Here is a 16548-nt window from a genome sequence, read left to right as displayed (position 1 = left end):
CTCCGGCCGGTTCGGGAATGTCACCCGAACTTGGGCAACAGCTCCGGCGCCGTCGTCGAGGGCATGACGCGATAGGTCTTGAGGACCTGCGTCATGGCCTTCTGGAACGCGGTCGCGTTGGCCGCAGACGATGTTACCTTTTTGGGCTCGTCGAGCGTGACGACGACGAGGTACTGGGGGTCGTCCGCGGGGGCGAATCCCACCATCGTCGTGTAGTACACGCCGGCCTTGTAGCCGCCGTTCCCGTCGCTCTTCTCACCCGTTCCGGTCTTGCCCGCCAGGCGGTACCCGGGGATCTCGACGGCGCTCGCATAGGGCGCCTGGAGGAAGACGTTCTCGAGCATCTTCTTCATCTGAGCCGATGTGCTCTCGCTCACGACCCGTGTGGGCTCCGGCAGGTCGGGCTCGACCACGGTCCCGTCGGCCTTGGTGCACGATTCGACCAGCGACAGCGGCATCCGGACCCCGTCGTTCGCGATCGCGGTGTAGGCGCCTGCGAGCTCCGGCATGGTCGTGGTGAGGCCCTGTCCGAACGAGGTGTTGTAGGTCGTCTGCGCGCCCCACTCCGACACGGGGTGGATGTCGCCCGCGGCCTCGCCCGGGAATGCGACGGACGAGCCGGCGCCGATCCCGAACCGCTCCAGGTAGTCGTAGCGCGTCCCCGCCGGCACCGTCTCGCTGAACTTCGAGATACCCGCGTTCGAAGAGTCGATGAGCACGCCGGTCAGCGTGTAGAGGTAGGCGGGGTGGGCGAACGAGTCGCGCACGCGCGCACCGCCGGGGAAGTTCTCGAGACTGGAGGCGATGACGGTGGATGCCGGTGTCTGGCCGCCCGCGTCGATCACGGTGGCCGCGGTGAGGGCCTTGAAGGTCGAGCCCGGCTCGAACGTGCCCTCGAAGATGCGACTGCCGCGGACATTCTCACCCTCCCCGCCGGGCGCGTTCGGGTCGACGGTCGGGTACTCGGCTGCCGCGCGGATCTTGCCGGTCGACGTCTCGACGACCAGGATGGCGCCGCGCTCGGCGCGCATGTCCTGCACCTGCTCGCCGATCAACTGCTGCAGGTACCACTGCAGATCGCGGTTGATCGTCAGCTGCAGCGTGCCGCCGTCGACCGCGGGCTGCTCGCGCTGGGTGCCCGGGATGACGACGCCGTCCTTCCCCTTCTGGTACACCAGCTTGCCGTCCGTCGCCCGCAGGCAGCTGTCGTACGAGCGCTCGAGACCCTCGAGCGCGTCGCCGTCGACCCCGACGAATCCGACGAGGTTGCCCGCGACGGCGCCGTCGGGGTAGGCGCGGGCCGGGTTCGGCGGGCAGGCGACGTAGGGAACGCCCAGCGCCATGAGCGCGCGGTACTGCGCGGTACTCAGTCCCTTCTTCAGCTCGGCGTACTGCGAATTCGGGTCCTCCGCCAGTTTGTCGGACACGATGGCCCGCACGTCGTCGACCTTCTGGCCGGTGATCGTCGCGATGGACACCGACACCGTCGACCACGGATCGGCGGACGACTTCTCTGCGGCGATGTCCTCGTCGATCTGCCTGATCACCTTCGGGTCGAGCTGGCAGTCGTAGCGCAGGATGCTTCCGGCCAGCGTCTGGCCCGACGCATCCACGATCGATCCGCGCGAGCCGTGCAGCACCTGCCCGCCAGCGAGCGCGCGCTCCATCGAGTCGGCGACGTGCTCGTCGGCGTTGACCACCTGGATGTCGACGAGGCGGACGATGAACGCCCCCAGGACGGCGAGGACGACGGCGAGGGCGACGACCGTGCGACGCCGCGGGCTTCGGGTGCTGCGAGTCGTCATGCTGTCAGTGTGTGCTCGGGGTCGGCAGTCCGTCGGTGATCGGCGGCGGTGTGTTGGCCACTCCGCCGTCCTCGACCGGCTCGACCGGGGCCGCCGGCTTGCCCTCGATCGTCGCGTCGGGCGCGGTGACGAGGGGCGTGTCGGAGATGAGGGCGTTCGGCACCGCGCCGCGCCCCATCGCGTCGACCGACGACGATCCGAGCGACACCTCGCGGGCGCCGAGGAGCGCCCCGTCGCTCAGCCGAAGGTAGCTGGGCGACTCGTCGATGACCATGCCGAGCGCGGCGGCGTTGGCGGCGAGGTACTGCGGCGAGCTGAGACCCGCCACGTCGTCGTACAGGATCTGCTTCTGATAGGTGAGGTCTCGCTGCTCCTGCTTGAGCGCGGAGAGCTCGTACGACCCCTGGGTCGTCATGATCGACAGCGCCATCTGCGACCCCGCGATGAGGAACGCGCCGAGCACCGCGACCACGCCGTACAGCAGCTTGGGGCGCCGGCGCCGGACCGGCGCCTCGACGGCCCGGAGGCGTCGCTGGGGCTCGGAACGCAGCGGGAGCGCGGACGGGGTCGGCAGGGCGTTCGATGCGATGCTCACGAGGCGTCCCTCACTCGCTCAGCGGCGCGCAGGCGCACCGGCGTCGCCCGCGGGTTGGCCGCGCGCTCCTCGTCGGAGGCGAGTTCCGCTCCCTTGACCAGCAGACGGAACCGCGGGGCGTGCTCCGAGAGCTCGACCGGCAGCCCCGCAGGCGCGGTCGAGGCGGAGGCATCCGCGAACTCCCGCTTCACGAGCCGGTCCTCCAGCGACTGGTACGACAGGACGACGATGCGACCGCCGACGGGCAGCGCACCGAGTGCCGCGGGGATCGCACGCTCGAGCACCGAGAGCTCGCGATTGACCTCGATGCGCAGCGCCTGGAACACGCGCTTGGCCGGATGCCCGCTGCGCTGCACAGCGGCCGGAGTGGCAGCCTGCAGGATCTCGACGAGCCGGCTCGAGCGATCGATCGGCGCCTGCTGGCGGGCGGCGATGATGGCACGCGCGTAGCGGCCGGCCAGCTTCTCTTCGCCGTACCGCTCGAAGATGCGGCGCAGGTCGCCCTCGCCGTAGGTGGCGAGGATGTCGGCGGCCGTCGTGCCGGCGGATTGGTCCATGCGCATGTCGAGCGGAGCGTCCTGCGCATACGCGAAGCCCCGATCCGCCACGTCGAGCTGGAGAGACGACACGCCGAGGTCGAACAGGATGCCGTCGGCGGCCGCGAACCCGGCGCCGGCGACGGCTTCGGCGATGCCGTCGTAGACCGTGTGGACGAGCGTGACCCGGTCTGCGAAGCGCGCGAGCCGCTCGCCGGCGATGCGCAGGGCATCGGTGTCGCGATCGAGCCCCACCAGCCGGAGGCCGGGGAATCGCTCGAGGAAGGCCTCGGAGTGCCCGCCCATGCCGAGCGTCGCGTCGACGAAGACGGCGCCGTCGCGACCGAGAGCCGGGGCGAGGAGTTCGACGCAGCGGTCCAGCAGGACCGGGGTGTGGATGTCGCGCAGGTTCATGGCTTCTCGGGGCGGGGTCCCTCGGTCCTGATCCCCATCCGCTCCGACCTGGCGCCGGGGAAGTGCGTCAGGGAGGGCGGCTGGGAGTCAGGACCGAGGGCTCAGAACAGGCCCGGGATCACCTCCTGCTCGAGTTCGGCGTAGGTCTCTTCGTTCGCCTCGGCGTAGCTGTTCCAGGCGTCGGCGTTCCAGATCTCGGCATGCGCTCCGACGCCGGTGATGACGAGGTCTCGTTCGAGGCCGGCGTATGCCCGGAGCGGAGGGGGGATGGTGATGCGGTTCTGGCTGTCGGGCTTCTCAGCGCTCGCTCCGGACAGGAACATGCGCAGGAAGTCGCGCGCCTGCTTGTTGGCGAGGGGCGCTTCGCGGATGCGCTCGTGGACCCGCTCGAACTCCTGCGTGCTGAACACGTACAGGCATCGGTCCTGCCCGCGGGTCACGACGACGCCCCCGCCCAGGTCGTCGCGGAACTTGGCCGGAAGGATGACGCGGCCCTTGTCGTCGAGCTTGGGAGTGTGCGTGCCCAGAAGCATCGGCTCATCACTCCCCCTTCATCCGGCCCCCGCGGGATATCCACCACTTTACTCCACTTCCCTCCACTTCGCTATGGATTGCGCGCGAAATCCTTCCCCGGCGCGCCACAGCGGCACATCACGGCAAAGAAAAAGGCACCGACCCGAAGGTCGGTGCCTATGCCGTTCTCAGCGGTGCGCGCGCGTCAGCGCCCCTCTTGCCGCCTGTCCCAGCGATCGTTCATACGGTCCATGAAAGAGGAACTCGACCGCGAGGCTGCCGGCTTCTCGGTCTGCACCCGCTCGCGGGCGGCGCTGCCCCGCGTCGGTGTGACGGCGAGGATGACTCCGCCGAGCATCACGACGAACCCGAGGACGCCGACGGCGATCAGCGGGAGTGCGACGCCCACCAGGAGTCCGCCCAGACCCAGCAGCACGAGGATGGTGCCGTAGACGATGTTGCGATAACTGAGGCTGCGTCCATCACGCGGCGCGCTGACGACATCCGCGTCGTTGCGCATGAGATGACGCTCCATCTCGTCGAGCAGACGCTGCTCCTGTTCGGAGAGTGGCATGCATCCCCCTCTTTAGCTCGATTGCGTTGATTCTACGCGTGCCGTAGATCACTAGGCTAGGCCCGTGTCACCCTCTGCGGACCCTGTCGAAGCCATTTCCCAGCGTCTGGACATCTTCGTCTCCGCTCAACGTCGGCATGCGCAGGACCTGGGCCCGGAAGCTGCCCTGTTCGTCGACGCTGCGGCCGCGACCCTGCAGGGCGGCAAGCGGTTGCGGGGACGCTTCTGCATCGCCGGGTGGAGGGCGGTGGAGGAGGCGTCCGGGGGCAGCGCGACGCCGCCCGCCCAGGTCGTGACCGCGGCAGCGTCCCTCGAGATCTTCCACGCGGCCGCCCTGGTGCACGACGACGTGATCGACAACTCCGACACCCGGCGCGGTCGGCCGGCCGCGCACCGCGCTCTCGAGGCATCCCACCGTGCCGCCCTCTGGGCCGGAGACGCGGCGGCCTTCGGTCGTTCGGCGGCCATCCTGCTCGGCGACCTCCTCGTCGCCTGGAGCGACGATCTCTTCGAAGAGGGCCTCGCCGACGCTCCGCAGGCGCGTGCGGCGGCGGCTCGCGCGGAGTACGCGACGATGCGCCGCGAGGTGACCATCGGCCAATTCCTCGACATCGCCGAAGAGTCGGCCTACCGCACCGCGCCCGACGAGCAGCACGCGGAGAGGGCGTTGCGCGTCGCCTCGCTCAAGTCCGCTCGGTACAGCATCCAGCAGCCCCTCGCGGTCGGCGCGGCTCTCGCGGGAGCCGACGGCGAACAGGCGGCGGCATTGTCGACCTTCGGCCACCCCCTCGGAATGGCCTTCCAGCTGCGGGACGACGTGCTCGGCGTGTTCGGCGACGAGCGTGAGACGGGCAAGCCGTCGGGAGACGATCTCCGCGAGGGCAAGCGCACCGTCCTCATCGCGTACGCGCGGGAGTCCCTCGCACCAGGCGCCCGGCGCCTCGTCGACGAGTTGGTCGGCGACCCTCGCCTCTCGCCAGAGCAGATCGCGTCGCTGCAGCGGACGATCGTCGAGTCGGGCGCTCTCGACCGCGTCGAGCGCCTCATCGCCGACTACGCCCGCGAGGCGGAGCGCTCGCTGTCGGGCGCTCGCCTCGGGCACGCCGCGGTGGGCGAGCTTCGCGACCTCGCTCGGGCTGCGACGGTCAGGGTGGGCTGAGGGCCTCAGGCGAGAGCCTGCGCCACCCGGCGCACCTCCGCCTTCCGTCCGGCCCGCAGCGCCTCGATCGGAGGGATGCCGATGGATTCCTCCTCGGTGAGGAGCCAGTCGATGGCTTCGTCATCCGAGAAGCCCGCGTCGTGCAGCACGATCACCGTCCCGCGCAGAGAGGCGAGGGGGTGGCCGTCGACGATGAAGACGGCCGGGACCTTGAGCGCGCCGTCGCGCCGGGAGCCGATCAGCTGGGATTCGTCGAGGAAGCGGCGCACCCGTCCGAGCGGCTCGCCCAGCGCCTCCACGAGCTCGGGCAGGGTGAGCCATTCGGTGTCGATACGCGAAACGTCGTCAGCGGTCACCCAGCCACTATCGCATTCCCGCGGGGCGGTGCGCACGTCGCAGATCGACCTCTCCTGTCACAGAAACCACATCGATCTCTCATTTCACTTCCGTTGACACTGGTATATATCCGTGACACGGTGCTATGAGTTCGACAGAGGGGGGAACTCTTGCGACTCGACGCATTCACCCGAACGACATCGCAGCCGCGCGGCGCGTCCGCTGGCGTCCCCGTGGCGGTGGTGGGCTCCATCGCGCTCGCCCTCTCGGGCGGACCCGTCCACGCCGACCCGCGGTCCGCGGACGAACGGATGCTGCGCTCCCTGTCGTACGACGCGGCGACCGGTTCCGGCGTCGAGGTGGGCGCTCGCAGCGGCAGCATCAGAGCGGCCGTGGCGCGGACGGCATCCGCCCCGCCGGCCGAAGAGACGGTGCAGCCGGGCGACACCGTCACCGCGATCGCCTCCCGTCATGGACTGCGGACCGAGGACGTGCTGGCACTCAACGGCCTGACGTGGTCCTCGGTCATCCACCCCGGCCAGGTGCTGCGGCTGACCGGCGCGGAACCCGCCGCCGCCCCCGCGCCGGCCGCATCGGCCCCGGTGGAGACTACGCACACCGTGGCCGCGGGCGAGACGGTCAGCGCGATCGCCACCCGGTACCGGACGACGACGCAAGCGGTCCTCGCCGCCAACGGGCTGGGCTGGTCGTCGATCATCTACCCGGGCCAGAAGCTCGTCGTGCCCGGCGCGCCGAAGGGCGCGGCACCGGCCGCCCCCGCGGCCCCTGCGGCACCGGCCGTCCCGACCTCCTACGTCGTCGTGGCGGGTGACACCGTCACGGGCATCGCGCAGAAGCACGGCGTCACCGTGGCCGCAGTGCTCGCGGCGAACGGCCTGAGCTCCTCCTCGATCATCTATCCCGGACAGAAGCTCGCCCTCCCCGGCCGCGGCGGCGGTGCCGCAGCGTCGGTGCCCGGCCTGGACGCCGAGCAGACCGACAACGCGCGCCTCATCATCCAGGTAGGCCGCGAACTGGGCGTGCCCGATCGCGGCATCGCGATCGCGCTCGGGACCGCGATGCAGGAGTCCTGGATCCGCAACCTGGATTGGGGCGACCGCGATTCGCTCGGACTGTTCCAGCAGCGCCCGAGCACCGGCTGGGGAACCCCGGACGAAGTGCGCGACCGGGTCCGCTCGATCAAGGCGTTCTTCGGCGGCGCGGCCGACCCCAACGGCGCACGCACGCGCGGACTGCTCGACATCCCCGGATGGGAGAGCATGACCTTCGCCGGAGCCGCGCAGGCGGTGCAGATCTCGGCGTATCCCGATCGTTACGCACGGTGGGAGAAGCCTGCGTACGCCTGGCTCGCCGCCCTCGGCTGACGGCGGACGCGCGCGTCAGAGGTGAGGCGTTCCCCGGCCTCGCAGGCGCGCGTCCGTAGACTTCTGCCGTGAGCACGAGCCAGCAGACGGACCCGCTGATCGGCCGTCTGGTCGACGGACGGTACCGCGTCCGTGCGCGCATCGCGCGAGGCGGCATGGCGACCGTGTACGTCGCCACCGACCTCCGGCTGGAACGACGTGTCGCGCTCAAGGTCATGCACGGTCATCTGAGCGACGACACCGTCTTCCAGAGCCGCTTCATCCAGGAGGCTCGCGCCGCCGCTCGGCTCGCCGACCCTCACGTGGTCAACGTGTTCGACCAGGGCCAGGACGGCGACATGGCCTACCTGGTGATGGAGTACCTGCCGGGGATCACGCTGCGCGAACTGCTGCGCGAACAGCGCCGGCTGACCATTCCCCAGGCCGTGTCGATCCTGGACGCGATCCTGTCGGGCCTCGCCGCCGCGCACCGGGCGGGGATCGTCCACCGCGACGTCAAGCCCGAGAACGTCCTCCTCGCAGAGGACGGGCGCATCAAGATCGGCGACTTCGGGCTCGCTCGCGCGACGACCGCGAACACCGCGACCGGGGCGCAGCTGCTCGGGACCATCGCCTATCTGGCGCCCGAGCTCGTCACGCGCGGCACGGCCGACGCCCGCAGCGACATCTACGCGCTCGGGATCATGCTGTACGAGATGCTCACGGGCGAGCAGCCGTACAAGGGCGAGCAGCCGATGCAGATCGCATTCCAGCACGCGACCGACTCGGTGCCCCGACCCAGCGTCAAGAACCCCGGTGTGCCCGAGCCGCTCGACGAACTCGTGCTGTGGTCCACCGAGCGCTCCCCCGATGACCGGCCGGCCGACGCCAGGGAGATGCTCGATCGCCTCCGCGAGATCGAGCGCGAGCTCGGGATCACGCCTGCCGTGACCCGCGCGGGCGCGATGGCCGCGCGCCCCGTCGACGGATCCGACTCCGGCGACCTCACCGCGGTGCTCCCCGCATCCGGCACGGGACCCACTCTCCCCGTCGAGGAGGTCGACAACGCCACGCGACTCCGACGTGCGACCAGGCACCGGCAGGTGCGTGGCGCCTGGCTGGTCGCCGTGGTCCTCATCCTCGCGGCCCTGGCGGCGGGAATCGGATGGTGGTTCGGTTCGGGTCCCGGCTCGATGGTGCCGGTGGCCGACGTCTCGGGGATGACCTTCGCGCAGGCCGAGCAGCGGCTCGCCGACGACTCGCTCGTCGCCGTGGAGCGCGGCGAGGCGAGCCTCGACGTCGAGGCGGGCCGCGCGATCAGCACGACGCCACCGGCCGGATCGAGGGTCGACAGGGAATCCGAAGTCGTCGTGCTGATCTCGCTGGGTCCGGCCGAGGCCCAGGTGGAGTCGATGAAGGGCATGTCGAAGACCGACGCCACCGCGGTGCTCGACTCGCATCGCATCCAGGTCGACGGCGAACGCGCCTTCTACACGGACGCGGCCGTCGACACCACGGTCGGCGTCGTCATCCACCCGCGCGACGGCGGCGAAGAGGTCGCGTGCCTCGAAGGGTGCACCGTGCGCGAGGGGGACACCGCGACCCTGTGGGTGTCGCTCGGCGCACTGCCGAGCGTTCGGGGCCAAGAGGTCGACCCAGCGCGGGCGACGTTGACCGACGCGGGCCTCGACGTCGCCGAGGCCGTCATCGAGCAGGCGAGCGACGAGATCCCCGCCGGGCTCGTGATCGGCACCACCGAGCGCGACGGCGGCGGGTGGTGGCGTCCCGGCGACGCGATCACCCTCATCGTGTCGACCGGTCCGCCGCTGTTCCCGGTGCCCGATGTGGCCGGCATGACGCGGGACGAGGCGATCGCCGAGCTCGAGGGCGCCGGGTTCCAGGTGGACTACTCGGCGCTGTGGGCGCCGTTCCCCGACGAGATCACCGAGGTCACGGCGTCCGACCCCGGGCCGGGCACCATGCTCGTCAAAGGCACGCGCATCTACATCGAGATCACCGTCAGCGGCTGACTCCCGCGACGACGTGGATTCCGGATGCCTCGGGCCCCGGCATCCGGAATCAGCGCTTCTCGAGCTCCTCGGCGACGAGGAAGGCGAGCTCGAGCGACTGCATGTGGTTGAGGCGGGGGTCGCAGAGCGACTCGTACCGAGTCGCGAGGGTCGCCTCGTCGATGTGCTCCGAACCGCCCAGGCACTCGGTGACGTCGTCACCGGTGAGCTCGACGTGGATCCCGCCGGGGAACGTGCCGACGGCGCGGTGCGCCTCGAAGAAGCCCCGCACCTCGTCGACGACATCGTCGAAGCGACGCGTCTTGTACCCCGTCGGAGTCGTGATGCCGTTGCCGTGCATGGGATCGGTGACCCACAGCGGGGTGGCACCGGAGTCCTTCACCGCCTCGAGCAGCGGTGGCAGCGCGTCGCGGATCTTGCCGGCCCCCATGCGGGTGATGAACGTCAGGCGTCCCGGCTCGCGGTGAGGATCGAGCTTGTCGATCAGATCGAGGGCCGTCTCGGGCGACGTGGTCGGCCCGAGCTTCACGCCGATCGGGTTGCGGATCTTGGAGAAGTAGTCGACGTGGGCGCCGTCCAGCTCGCGGGTGCGCTCTCCGATCCACAGGAAGTGGGCGGAGGTGTTGTACGGCGTGCTGGTGCGCGAGTCGATGCGGGTCATCGGCCGTTCGTAGTCCATGAGCAGGCCCTCGTGGCCCGTGTAGAACTCGACACGCTTGAGCTCGTCGAAGTCCGCTCCCGCGGCCTCCATGAACCGGATCGCGCGATCGATCTCGTTCGCCATCCGCTCGTACTGCTGATTGGCGGGGTTCTGCGCGAAGCCCTTGTTCCACGAGTGCACCTCGCGGAGATCGGCGAAGCCGCCCTGCGTGAAGGCGCGGATCAGATTGATCGTCGACGCGGCGGTGTGGTAACCCTTCAGGAGCCGCTGGGGGTCGGCCTGCCGCGAGCCCTCGGTGAAGTCGTAGCCGTTGACGATGTCGCCGCGGTATGCCGGGAGCGTGACGTCGCCCCGCGTCTCGGTGTCGCTCGAGCGGGGCTTGGCGAACTGACCCGCCATGCGGCCCATCTTCACCACGGGCATCGAGGCGCCGTACGTCAGCACGACCGCCATCTGGAGGACCGTCTTGATGCGGTTGCGGATCTGCTCGGCCGTCGCCCCGGCGAACGTCTCGGCGCAGTCGCCGCCCTGCAGCAGGAAGGCCTCGCCCGCGGCGGCGCGCCCCAGGCGCTCACGCAGGTTGTCGACCTCGCCCGCGAACACCAGCGGCGGCAGTGTGGCCAGTTCGGCGGATGCTGCGGCCACGGCATCGGCGTCGGGCCACGCCGGCTGCTGCTTGATGGGCAGGGTACGCCAGTGGTCGAGACTGTCGAGCTGCTGAAGCATCCCTCGAGTCTAGCCGCGGCAGAGGGGCACCCCGGCACGTGTGACGGTCAGGCGTCGCCCTCGCCGGCCGCGGCCCGCGCGCGCCTCGCGGCACGAGGATCGGTGCGCAGCCGGTCCTTCACCGTCGACGCGTAGACGTCCTCGTACTCCTGCTCGCCCAGCCGCTGGAGCGCCACCATGATCTCGTCGGTGATGGAGCGGAGGATGTAGCGGTCGCCTTCCATGCCGGCGAAGCGCGAGAAGTCCAGCGGCTCGCCGATGACGACGCCCACCCGCACGACATTGGGCACCCGCTGTCCGATGGGCATCATCGTGTCGGTGTCGACCATGACCACCGGCACGACGGGGACGTGGGCCTCGAGCGCCATGCGCGCGATGCCCGTGCGCCCGCGATAGAGCTTGCCGTCAGGGCTGCGGGTTCCCTCCGGGTAGATCCCCAGAAGCTCGCCGCCGCCGAGCACCTGCAATCCGGTGTTCAGTGATGCCTCCGACGCCTTACCGCCCGAACGGTCGATCGGAATCTGGCCGGTGCCCTTGAAGAACATCCGCGTGGACCAGCCCTTGAGCCCCTTGCCCGTGAAGTAGTCGCTCTTCGCCAGGAAGGCGACGGGGCGATCGATCATGAGCGGAAGGATGATCGAGTCGACGAACGACAGGTGGTTGCTCGCCAGAATGGCACCGCCCTCGACGGGGACGTTCCGCCGTCCGACGATCCACGGCCGGAAGATCGCCTTGACGAGGGGCCCGATCACGACGTACTTCATCAGCCAGTAGAACATGGCGCCTACTCCTGCACCCCGGCCAGGTCGGCCGCTCCGATGAGCCCGGCGTCGTTCACGAGCTGCGCGATCGCGAACTCCGCCACCGGACGGTCCCCGTACCCCGGGAGGGAGGTCTCGTACGCGAGCCGCACCGGCGCCAGGAGGTCCTCGCCGAGCTGCGCGACACCGCCGCCGATGACGAAGAGCTCGGGGTCGAGCACGGCCTGGAAGCCGCCGCACGCCTCGCCGAGGGCCGTCGCCACGCGCCGCAGCGCCTCGATGGCTCCCGGATCGCCGGCGAGCACGAGACGCGACACCGCCGGCCCGCTGATGGAGCCCTTCTCGGCGCGCAGCGCCGCGAGAGCCGCCCCGATGCCGCCCGCGTCGGCGATGGCGCCGGCTTCGCGCTGCAGCGCACGGCCGGATGCATACTGCTCGAGGCATCCGTTCTGCCCGCACCCGCACGGGAGCCCGTCGCGGGTGAAGCGCGTGTGTCCGAGCTCGGCGGCGATACCGTGCCCGCCGCGGAACAGCTCGCCGTCCAGGACGATCGCTCCCCCGACGCCGGTCCCCATCGTGAGCATCACCATGTTGTCGACGTCGCGGCCGGCGCCGAAGCGGAACTCGGCCCACCCGGCCGCGTTCGCGTCGTTCTCGATCGACACGGGGACGTCGATTCCCGCCTCGAGGGTGGCCTTCAGGGGCTCGTTCCGCCACGCGATGTTCGGCGCGTGGATGATGGTGGCCCGATCGCGGTCGACGAATCCGGCGGCGGCAACGCCCACTGCGGCGATGTCGTGACCGGCGGCGAAGTGGCGGGCCATGTCGATGACGGCATCCGAGAGCTGTCGCGTGTCGACGGGGGTGTCGACCCGGAGCTTCTCGACGATGCGGCCGTCGGAGTCGACGACGCCTCCCGCGATCTTCGTCCCGCCGATGTCGATACCGACCTTGAGCACCGCATTCCTCTCCGGCCGGCGCGCGCGCGACGGCGCCTTGCAGTCTATCCGCGCCGCCCAGCGCCCGCGGCTAGGGGTTGATCTGCGCGCGGATTAGACTCGTATGAGATCGACCCGAGATTATCCGTCCGGTACCGAAGGAGCTGCCGTGGTCCAATTCGAAGTCCCTGCGATCATCCCCGCCGACCCTCAGGCGAACGTCACCGACCTGCTGGTCGAGCGGGTGAAGTCGACTCCGCAGCTGGCGCTCTTCGCCGTTCCCGACGGGAGTGGATGGCGTGAGATCACCGCCTCCGACTTCCACAAGCAGGTCGTCGCACTCGCGAAGGGATTCGTCGCGGCCGGGATCGAGCCCGGCGACAAGGTCGCGTTCATCGCCCGCACGACATACGAGTGGACGCTCGTCGACTTCGCCCTGTTCTTCGCCGGCGCGGTGATGGTGCCCGTCTACGAGACCAGCTCGCCCGCGCAGATCAGCTGGATCCTCACCGATTCGGGCGCCGTCGCCTGCATCACCGAGTCCGCCGATCACTCCGCGCGGCTCGACGAGGTGCGCGCCGACATCCCGCTCCTGCGCTCGACCTGGGAGATGCGCCGTGGCGACCTCGACAAGCTGGTCGCCGCCGGCAAGGACGTGTCGGACGATGAGATCGAACGCCGCCGCAACCTCGCGAACGGCGCCGACATCGCGACGCTCATCTACACGTCCGGCTCCACGGGCCGGCCGAAGGGGTGCGTGCTCACCCACAGCAACTTCGTCGAGCTGACCCGCAACTCCGCGAAGTCGCTCGAAGAGGTCGTCGCCAAACCCGGCGCGTCCACGCTGCTGTTCATCACCACCGCGCACATCTTCGCCCGGTTCATCTCGGTGCTGAACATCCACGCGGGGGTCAAGACCGGGCACCAGCCCGACACCAAGCAGCTGCTCCCCGCGCTCGGGTCGTTCAAGCCGACGTACCTGCTCGCCGTTCCCCGCGTCTTCGAGAAGGTCTACAACTCCGCCGAGCAGAAGGCCGAGGCCGGGGGCAAGGGCAAGATCTTCCGCGCCGCCGCCCACACCGCCGTCGAGCACTCGACACTGTTGCAGCAGGGCAAGAAGGTCCCGTTCCTGACGAAGGTCAAGTTCCGCCTGTTCGACCGCCTGGTCTACAGCAAGCTGCGCGCCGCGATGGGCGGCAACGTGACCTACGCGGTGTCGGGTTCGGCTCCGCTGGGTCCGCGGCTCGGGCACTTCTTCCACAGCCTCGGCGTCACGATCCTCGAGGGGTACGGGCTCACCGAGACGACCGCCCCGGCGACGGTGAACCTGGCCACGAAATCGAAGATCGGGACCGTCGGACCGGTGCTTCCCGGCGTCGGCATCCGGTTGGCCGACGACGGCGAGATCCAGGTGCGCGGCATCAACGTCTTCAAGGAGTACTGGCGCAACCCCGAGGCGACGGCGGCGGCCTTCGACGGAGACTGGTTCAAGACCGGCGACATCGGGTCGTTCGACGACGAGGGCTTCCTCACGATCACCGGGCGCAAGAAAGAGATCATCGTCACCGCCGGCGGCAAGAACGTCGCCCCGGCCGTGCTCGAAGACCCCATCCGCGCCAACCCGATCGTCGGGCAGGTCGTCGTCGTCGGCGACCAGAAGCCCTTCATCTCGGCGCTGATCACCCTCGACCCCGAGATGCTGCCGACGTGGCTGGCGAACAACAACCTGCCGGGCGACATGTCCCTGGCCGACGCGGCCAAGAACGACGCCGTGCGCGCCGAGGTGCAGCGGGCGATCGACCACGCGAACACCTCCGTGTCGCGGGCGGAGTCGATCCGCAAGTTCACGATCCTCGACACGGAGTGGACGGAGGCCTCGGGTCACCTCACGCCCAAGATGAGCATCAAGCGCAACGTCATCATGGACGACTTCGCCGGGCAGATCGACGAGCTCTACAGCGTTCCCGTGAACACGTCGAACGTGTCGCTGACCTGAGAATCGAGCGGATGCCTCGGCCCCGGTCCTCGTCGGAGGGCCGGGGCTTCGTCGTGTGAGCAGCGGTCTCGACAGACCGCGGTCGGCGGCACTCGACCTCGACCCGTCAGAACCAGTCGGACTCGCGGATCTCGCGCATCGCGACACGGCGCTCGTCGGCCGTGAGTCGCTTGAGGTACAGCGTCCCGTCGAGGTGGTCCGTCTCGTGCTGCAGGGCCTGGGCCATCAGGCCCTCCCCCTCGAGGACGAGCTCCTGACCGTCGAGGTCGATGCCGACGACGCGCGCCCACGGATAGCGAACCGCGTCGTGCCACAGTCCGGGCACCGAGAGGCATCCCTCCCCTACGGGCTCCGGCTCGCCGGCGACCTCGAGCACCGGGTTGAGGATGTAGCCGATCTCGCCGTCGACGTTGTAGCTGAACGCGCGCAGGCCGACGCCGATCTGCGGCGCCGCGACGCCGGCGCGACCCGGAAGCTCGACCGTGTCGAGCAGGTCGCGTACGAGCGCGCGCACACCGTCGTCGATCTCTTCGATAGGTGCGCTGACGGAGGTGAGGACGGGGTCGCCGAAGACCCGGATGGTGCGAACCGCCATGGGTCAGGCCGCGGGAGCGTAGGAGCGGAGACCCTCGACCACCGTGGCGGCGAGGTCCCGGGCTGCCTGCCGCGTGGCGGGCTGCAGGTCGCGGAACACGATCGCGCTTCCCGTGGCGATGTGCGCGTCGTACGGCATCCGCACCACCGCGCGCACCCGCGTGCGGAAGTGCGCCTCGAGCTCGTCCAGCTGGACGAGCGGGTTGCCGGGACGAGCGTTGTTGATCACCACGACCGCGCCGCGGACCATGTCGGCATGCCCGTTGGTCTCGAGCCAGGTCAGGGTCTCGGAGGCTAGACGCGCCTCGTCGACGCTCAGACCGGCGACGACGACCAGCTGGTCGGCGAGCTCGAGGGTCGCTCCCATCACCGAGTGGACGATGCCCGTGCCGGTGTCAGTGAGGACGATCGAGTAGTAGTGCGCTGCGAGCTTCGCGACATCGCGGTAATCGGCGTCGCTGAAAGCCTCGGACACGCGGGGATCGGAGTCGGAGGCCACCACGTCGAGGCGCGTCTCGTCGCGCGCGACGATGTGGGAGAGGTCGTTGAAGCCCACGACGTCGCCGCTCGCGCGCACCAGGTCGCGCACGGTCTTGCCACTCGTGCGGGCGATGCGTTCGGCGAGCGTGCCGCGGTCGGGGTTGGCGTCGACCGCGATCACGCGATCGTCGCGCGCGTCGGCGAGCGCCATGCCGAGGAGCGTGGTCACCGTCGTCTTGCCGACACCTCCCTTGCGCGAGAGCACGGGCACGAACCGCGCGCCGCCGTTCAGCGGGGCGGCGATGCGCCGATCCAGCTCTTTGCGAGCCCGCGCGCGCTTGCCGTCGCCGAGATTGATCCGGCGACCCGAGATCGAGTAGACGAGGTGCTGCCAATAGCCCTCGGGCTCGGGCTTCACCACGTGGTGCGGGTCGAGGAGGCGCTCGGCCGTCAGCAGGTCGGCGGTCTCTCGGTCGGCTTCGAACTCGCCCAGGCGCTTGGAGGTGAGCGTCACCTCGGGGCGCGACTGGACCCGCTCCACGGCGGCCTGCGCCCGCTCGGCGAACTCGGTCGATGCCGCCGACGTCGGAGCGGTCGCCGCGGAAGCGGCGGGTGCGGCCACGGCCGCGTCGACCGGGACGGATGCCGCGGCATCCGTGCCCGCTGCCCGAGGCGGAGTGCTCACCGGCTCGTCGACGATCTCGTCCGCGTCGACGAGGTCCGCCTCCCAGTCCTCGGCGGCGTCCGTCGTCCAGTCGTCGGCCTCTGCGAGGGGCTCGACGATCTCGGCCTCGGCCGTCTCGGCCGGGATCTCGACGACGAACGGAACCTCGTCTCCGATCACGTCGTCGTCGACGAGGTCGTCGTCGCTCTCGGAGGGCAGTTCGACGTTCACCTGAGCGGTGGCGCCACCCAGCAGGCCGATGCCGCTGGTGTCGAGGTTGCCCTTCTCGGACAGCACCCCGTTCTCAGCGTCGTCGGGCGCGTGGTCGGGTCGATCGGGCGTCACTGCGGCGTTCTCCAACACAGGCTCGGGGGGAGGGTTCGGGCGGTTGCCCCCTTCCAG

At 70.0% G+C, this 16548-nt stretch carries 15 protein-coding genes; 4 read left to right on the top strand and 11 right to left on the bottom strand.

All coding sequences use genetic code 11. The annotated features are described in order from the left end of the window. Window positions 1-20: 20 nt before the first annotated feature. From ACFUTX_RS05540 to ACFUTX_RS05520, 5 genes are all read right to left on the bottom strand, one after another. A complete protein-coding gene (locus ACFUTX_RS05540; protein WP_378861277.1) occupies window positions 21-1805 on the bottom strand; it encodes a peptidoglycan D,D-transpeptidase FtsI family protein in 1785 nt (594 codons plus the stop codon). A 4-nt stretch (window positions 1806-1809) separates the two neighbouring features. Next, window positions 1810-2400 (bottom strand): hypothetical protein, encoded by a 591-nt coding sequence (locus ACFUTX_RS05535; RefSeq protein WP_378861275.1) that lies wholly within the window; start codon window positions 2398-2400, stop codon window positions 1810-1812. After that, entirely contained in the window at window positions 2397-3350 is a 954-nt protein-coding gene (gene rsmH, locus ACFUTX_RS05530; RefSeq protein WP_378861273.1) for a 16S rRNA (cytosine(1402)-N(4))-methyltransferase RsmH, read from the bottom strand. Before rsmH ends, ACFUTX_RS05535 begins: the two co-directional genes overlap by 4 nt. A 101-nt stretch (window positions 3351-3451) precedes the next feature. Beyond that, the gene (mraZ, locus tag ACFUTX_RS05525; protein WP_378861271.1) at window positions 3452-3883 is read right to left on the bottom strand and encodes a division/cell wall cluster transcriptional repressor MraZ; all 432 of its coding nucleotides are present in this window, start codon (window positions 3881-3883) and stop codon (window positions 3452-3454) included. 185 nt (window positions 3884-4068) lie between these two features. Continuing rightward, entirely contained in the window at window positions 4069-4437 is a 369-nt protein-coding gene (locus ACFUTX_RS05520) for a DUF3040 domain-containing protein (protein ID WP_378861269.1), read from the bottom strand. Between the two features lie 64 nt (window positions 4438-4501). On the opposite strand from ACFUTX_RS05520, the gene ACFUTX_RS05515 reads away from it, so the two are divergent. Then, window positions 4502-5596 (top strand): polyprenyl synthetase family protein, encoded by a 1095-nt coding sequence (locus ACFUTX_RS05515; RefSeq protein ID WP_378861267.1) that lies wholly within the window; start codon window positions 4502-4504, stop codon window positions 5594-5596. Window positions 5597-5601: 5 nt separating this feature from the next. On the opposite strand, the gene ACFUTX_RS05510 is transcribed toward ACFUTX_RS05515, so the two are convergent. Continuing rightward, window positions 5602-5952 (bottom strand): Rv2175c family DNA-binding protein, encoded by a 351-nt coding sequence (locus ACFUTX_RS05510; protein ID WP_378861265.1) that lies wholly within the window; start codon window positions 5950-5952, stop codon window positions 5602-5604. 150 nt (window positions 5953-6102) lie between these two features. Between ACFUTX_RS05510 and ACFUTX_RS05505 the strand changes: the two genes are divergently transcribed. Both ACFUTX_RS05505 and pknB read left to right on the top strand, forming a co-directional pair. Beyond that, the gene (locus ACFUTX_RS05505; RefSeq protein WP_378861263.1) at window positions 6103-7317 is read left to right on the top strand and encodes a LysM peptidoglycan-binding domain-containing protein; all 1215 of its coding nucleotides are present in this window, start codon (window positions 6103-6105) and stop codon (window positions 7315-7317) included. Between the two features lie 68 nt (window positions 7318-7385). After that, window positions 7386-9326 (top strand): Stk1 family PASTA domain-containing Ser/Thr kinase, encoded by a 1941-nt coding sequence (gene pknB, locus ACFUTX_RS05500; RefSeq protein ID WP_378861261.1) that lies wholly within the window; start codon window positions 7386-7388, stop codon window positions 9324-9326. A gap of 49 nt (window positions 9327-9375) precedes the next feature. On the opposite strand, the gene ACFUTX_RS05495 is transcribed toward pknB, so the two are convergent. From ACFUTX_RS05495 to ACFUTX_RS05485, 3 genes are read right to left on the bottom strand one after another with little or no spacing between them, the layout of a single operon-like run. Then, a complete protein-coding gene (locus tag ACFUTX_RS05495) occupies window positions 9376-10713 on the bottom strand; it encodes a class II 3-deoxy-7-phosphoheptulonate synthase (protein ID WP_378861260.1) in 1338 nt (445 codons plus the stop codon). A 47-nt stretch (window positions 10714-10760) separates the two neighbouring features. Further along, window positions 10761-11492, bottom strand: coding sequence for a lysophospholipid acyltransferase family protein (locus ACFUTX_RS05490; RefSeq protein WP_378861258.1), 732 nt, complete (start codon window positions 11490-11492; stop codon window positions 10761-10763). A gap of 5 nt (window positions 11493-11497) precedes the next feature. Then, window positions 11498-12433: an ROK family glucokinase gene (locus tag ACFUTX_RS05485; RefSeq protein ID WP_378861256.1), complete on the bottom strand. Its 936-nt coding sequence runs from the start codon at window positions 12431-12433 to the stop codon at window positions 11498-11500. 148 nt (window positions 12434-12581) lie between these two features. On the opposite strand from ACFUTX_RS05485, the gene ACFUTX_RS05480 reads away from it, so the two are divergent. Further along, on the top strand, window positions 12582-14408 hold the full coding sequence (locus ACFUTX_RS05480; protein WP_378861254.1) for an AMP-dependent synthetase/ligase: 1827 nt from the start codon (window positions 12582-12584) through the stop codon (window positions 14406-14408). 106 nt (window positions 14409-14514) lie between these two features. Here ACFUTX_RS05480 and ACFUTX_RS05475 read toward each other — a convergent pair whose 3' ends face one another. Together ACFUTX_RS05475 and ACFUTX_RS05470 are read right to left on the bottom strand one after the other, a co-directional pair. Beyond that, the gene (locus ACFUTX_RS05475) at window positions 14515-15003 is read right to left on the bottom strand and encodes a peptide deformylase (protein WP_378861252.1); all 489 of its coding nucleotides are present in this window, start codon (window positions 15001-15003) and stop codon (window positions 14515-14517) included. Between the two features lie 3 nt (window positions 15004-15006). Further along, the gene (locus ACFUTX_RS05470; protein WP_378861250.1) at window positions 15007-16491 is read right to left on the bottom strand and encodes a MinD/ParA family protein; all 1485 of its coding nucleotides are present in this window, start codon (window positions 16489-16491) and stop codon (window positions 15007-15009) included. Between the last annotated feature and the right edge of the window lie 57 nt (window positions 16492-16548).

The sequence above is a fragment of the Microbacterium sp. NPDC057407 genome, assembly GCF_042803895.1.
Classification (GTDB): domain Bacteria; phylum Actinomycetota; class Actinomycetes; order Actinomycetales; family Microbacteriaceae; genus Microbacterium.
Note: the sequence above shows the minus strand (reverse complement) of the source record. Positions and strands in the feature narration are given on the sequence as shown.

Bases quoted from the DNA above. Each gene is read 5' to 3' on its own strand.
- ACFUTX_RS05540 (WP_378861277.1), bottom strand. From the start codon at position 1,805: ATGACGACTCGCAGCACCCGAAGCCCGCGGCGTCGCACGGTCGTCGCC.
- rsmH (WP_378861273.1), bottom strand. From the start codon at position 3,350: ATGAACCTGCGCGACATCCACACCCCGGTCCTGCTGGACCGCTGCGTC.
- mraZ (WP_378861271.1), bottom strand. From the start codon at position 3,883: ATGCTTCTGGGCACGCACACTCCCAAGCTCGACGACAAGGGCCGCGTC.
- ACFUTX_RS05520 (WP_378861269.1), bottom strand. From the start codon at position 4,437: ATGCCACTCTCCGAACAGGAGCAGCGTCTGCTCGACGAGATGGAGCGT.
- ACFUTX_RS05495 (WP_378861260.1), bottom strand. From the start codon at position 10,713: ATGCTTCAGCAGCTCGACAGTCTCGACCACTGGCGTACCCTGCCCATC.
- ACFUTX_RS05490 (WP_378861258.1), bottom strand. From the start codon at position 11,492: ATGTTCTACTGGCTGATGAAGTACGTCGTGATCGGGCCCCTCGTCAAG.
- ACFUTX_RS05475 (WP_378861252.1), bottom strand. From the start codon at position 15,003: ATGGCGGTTCGCACCATCCGGGTCTTCGGCGACCCCGTCCTCACCTCC.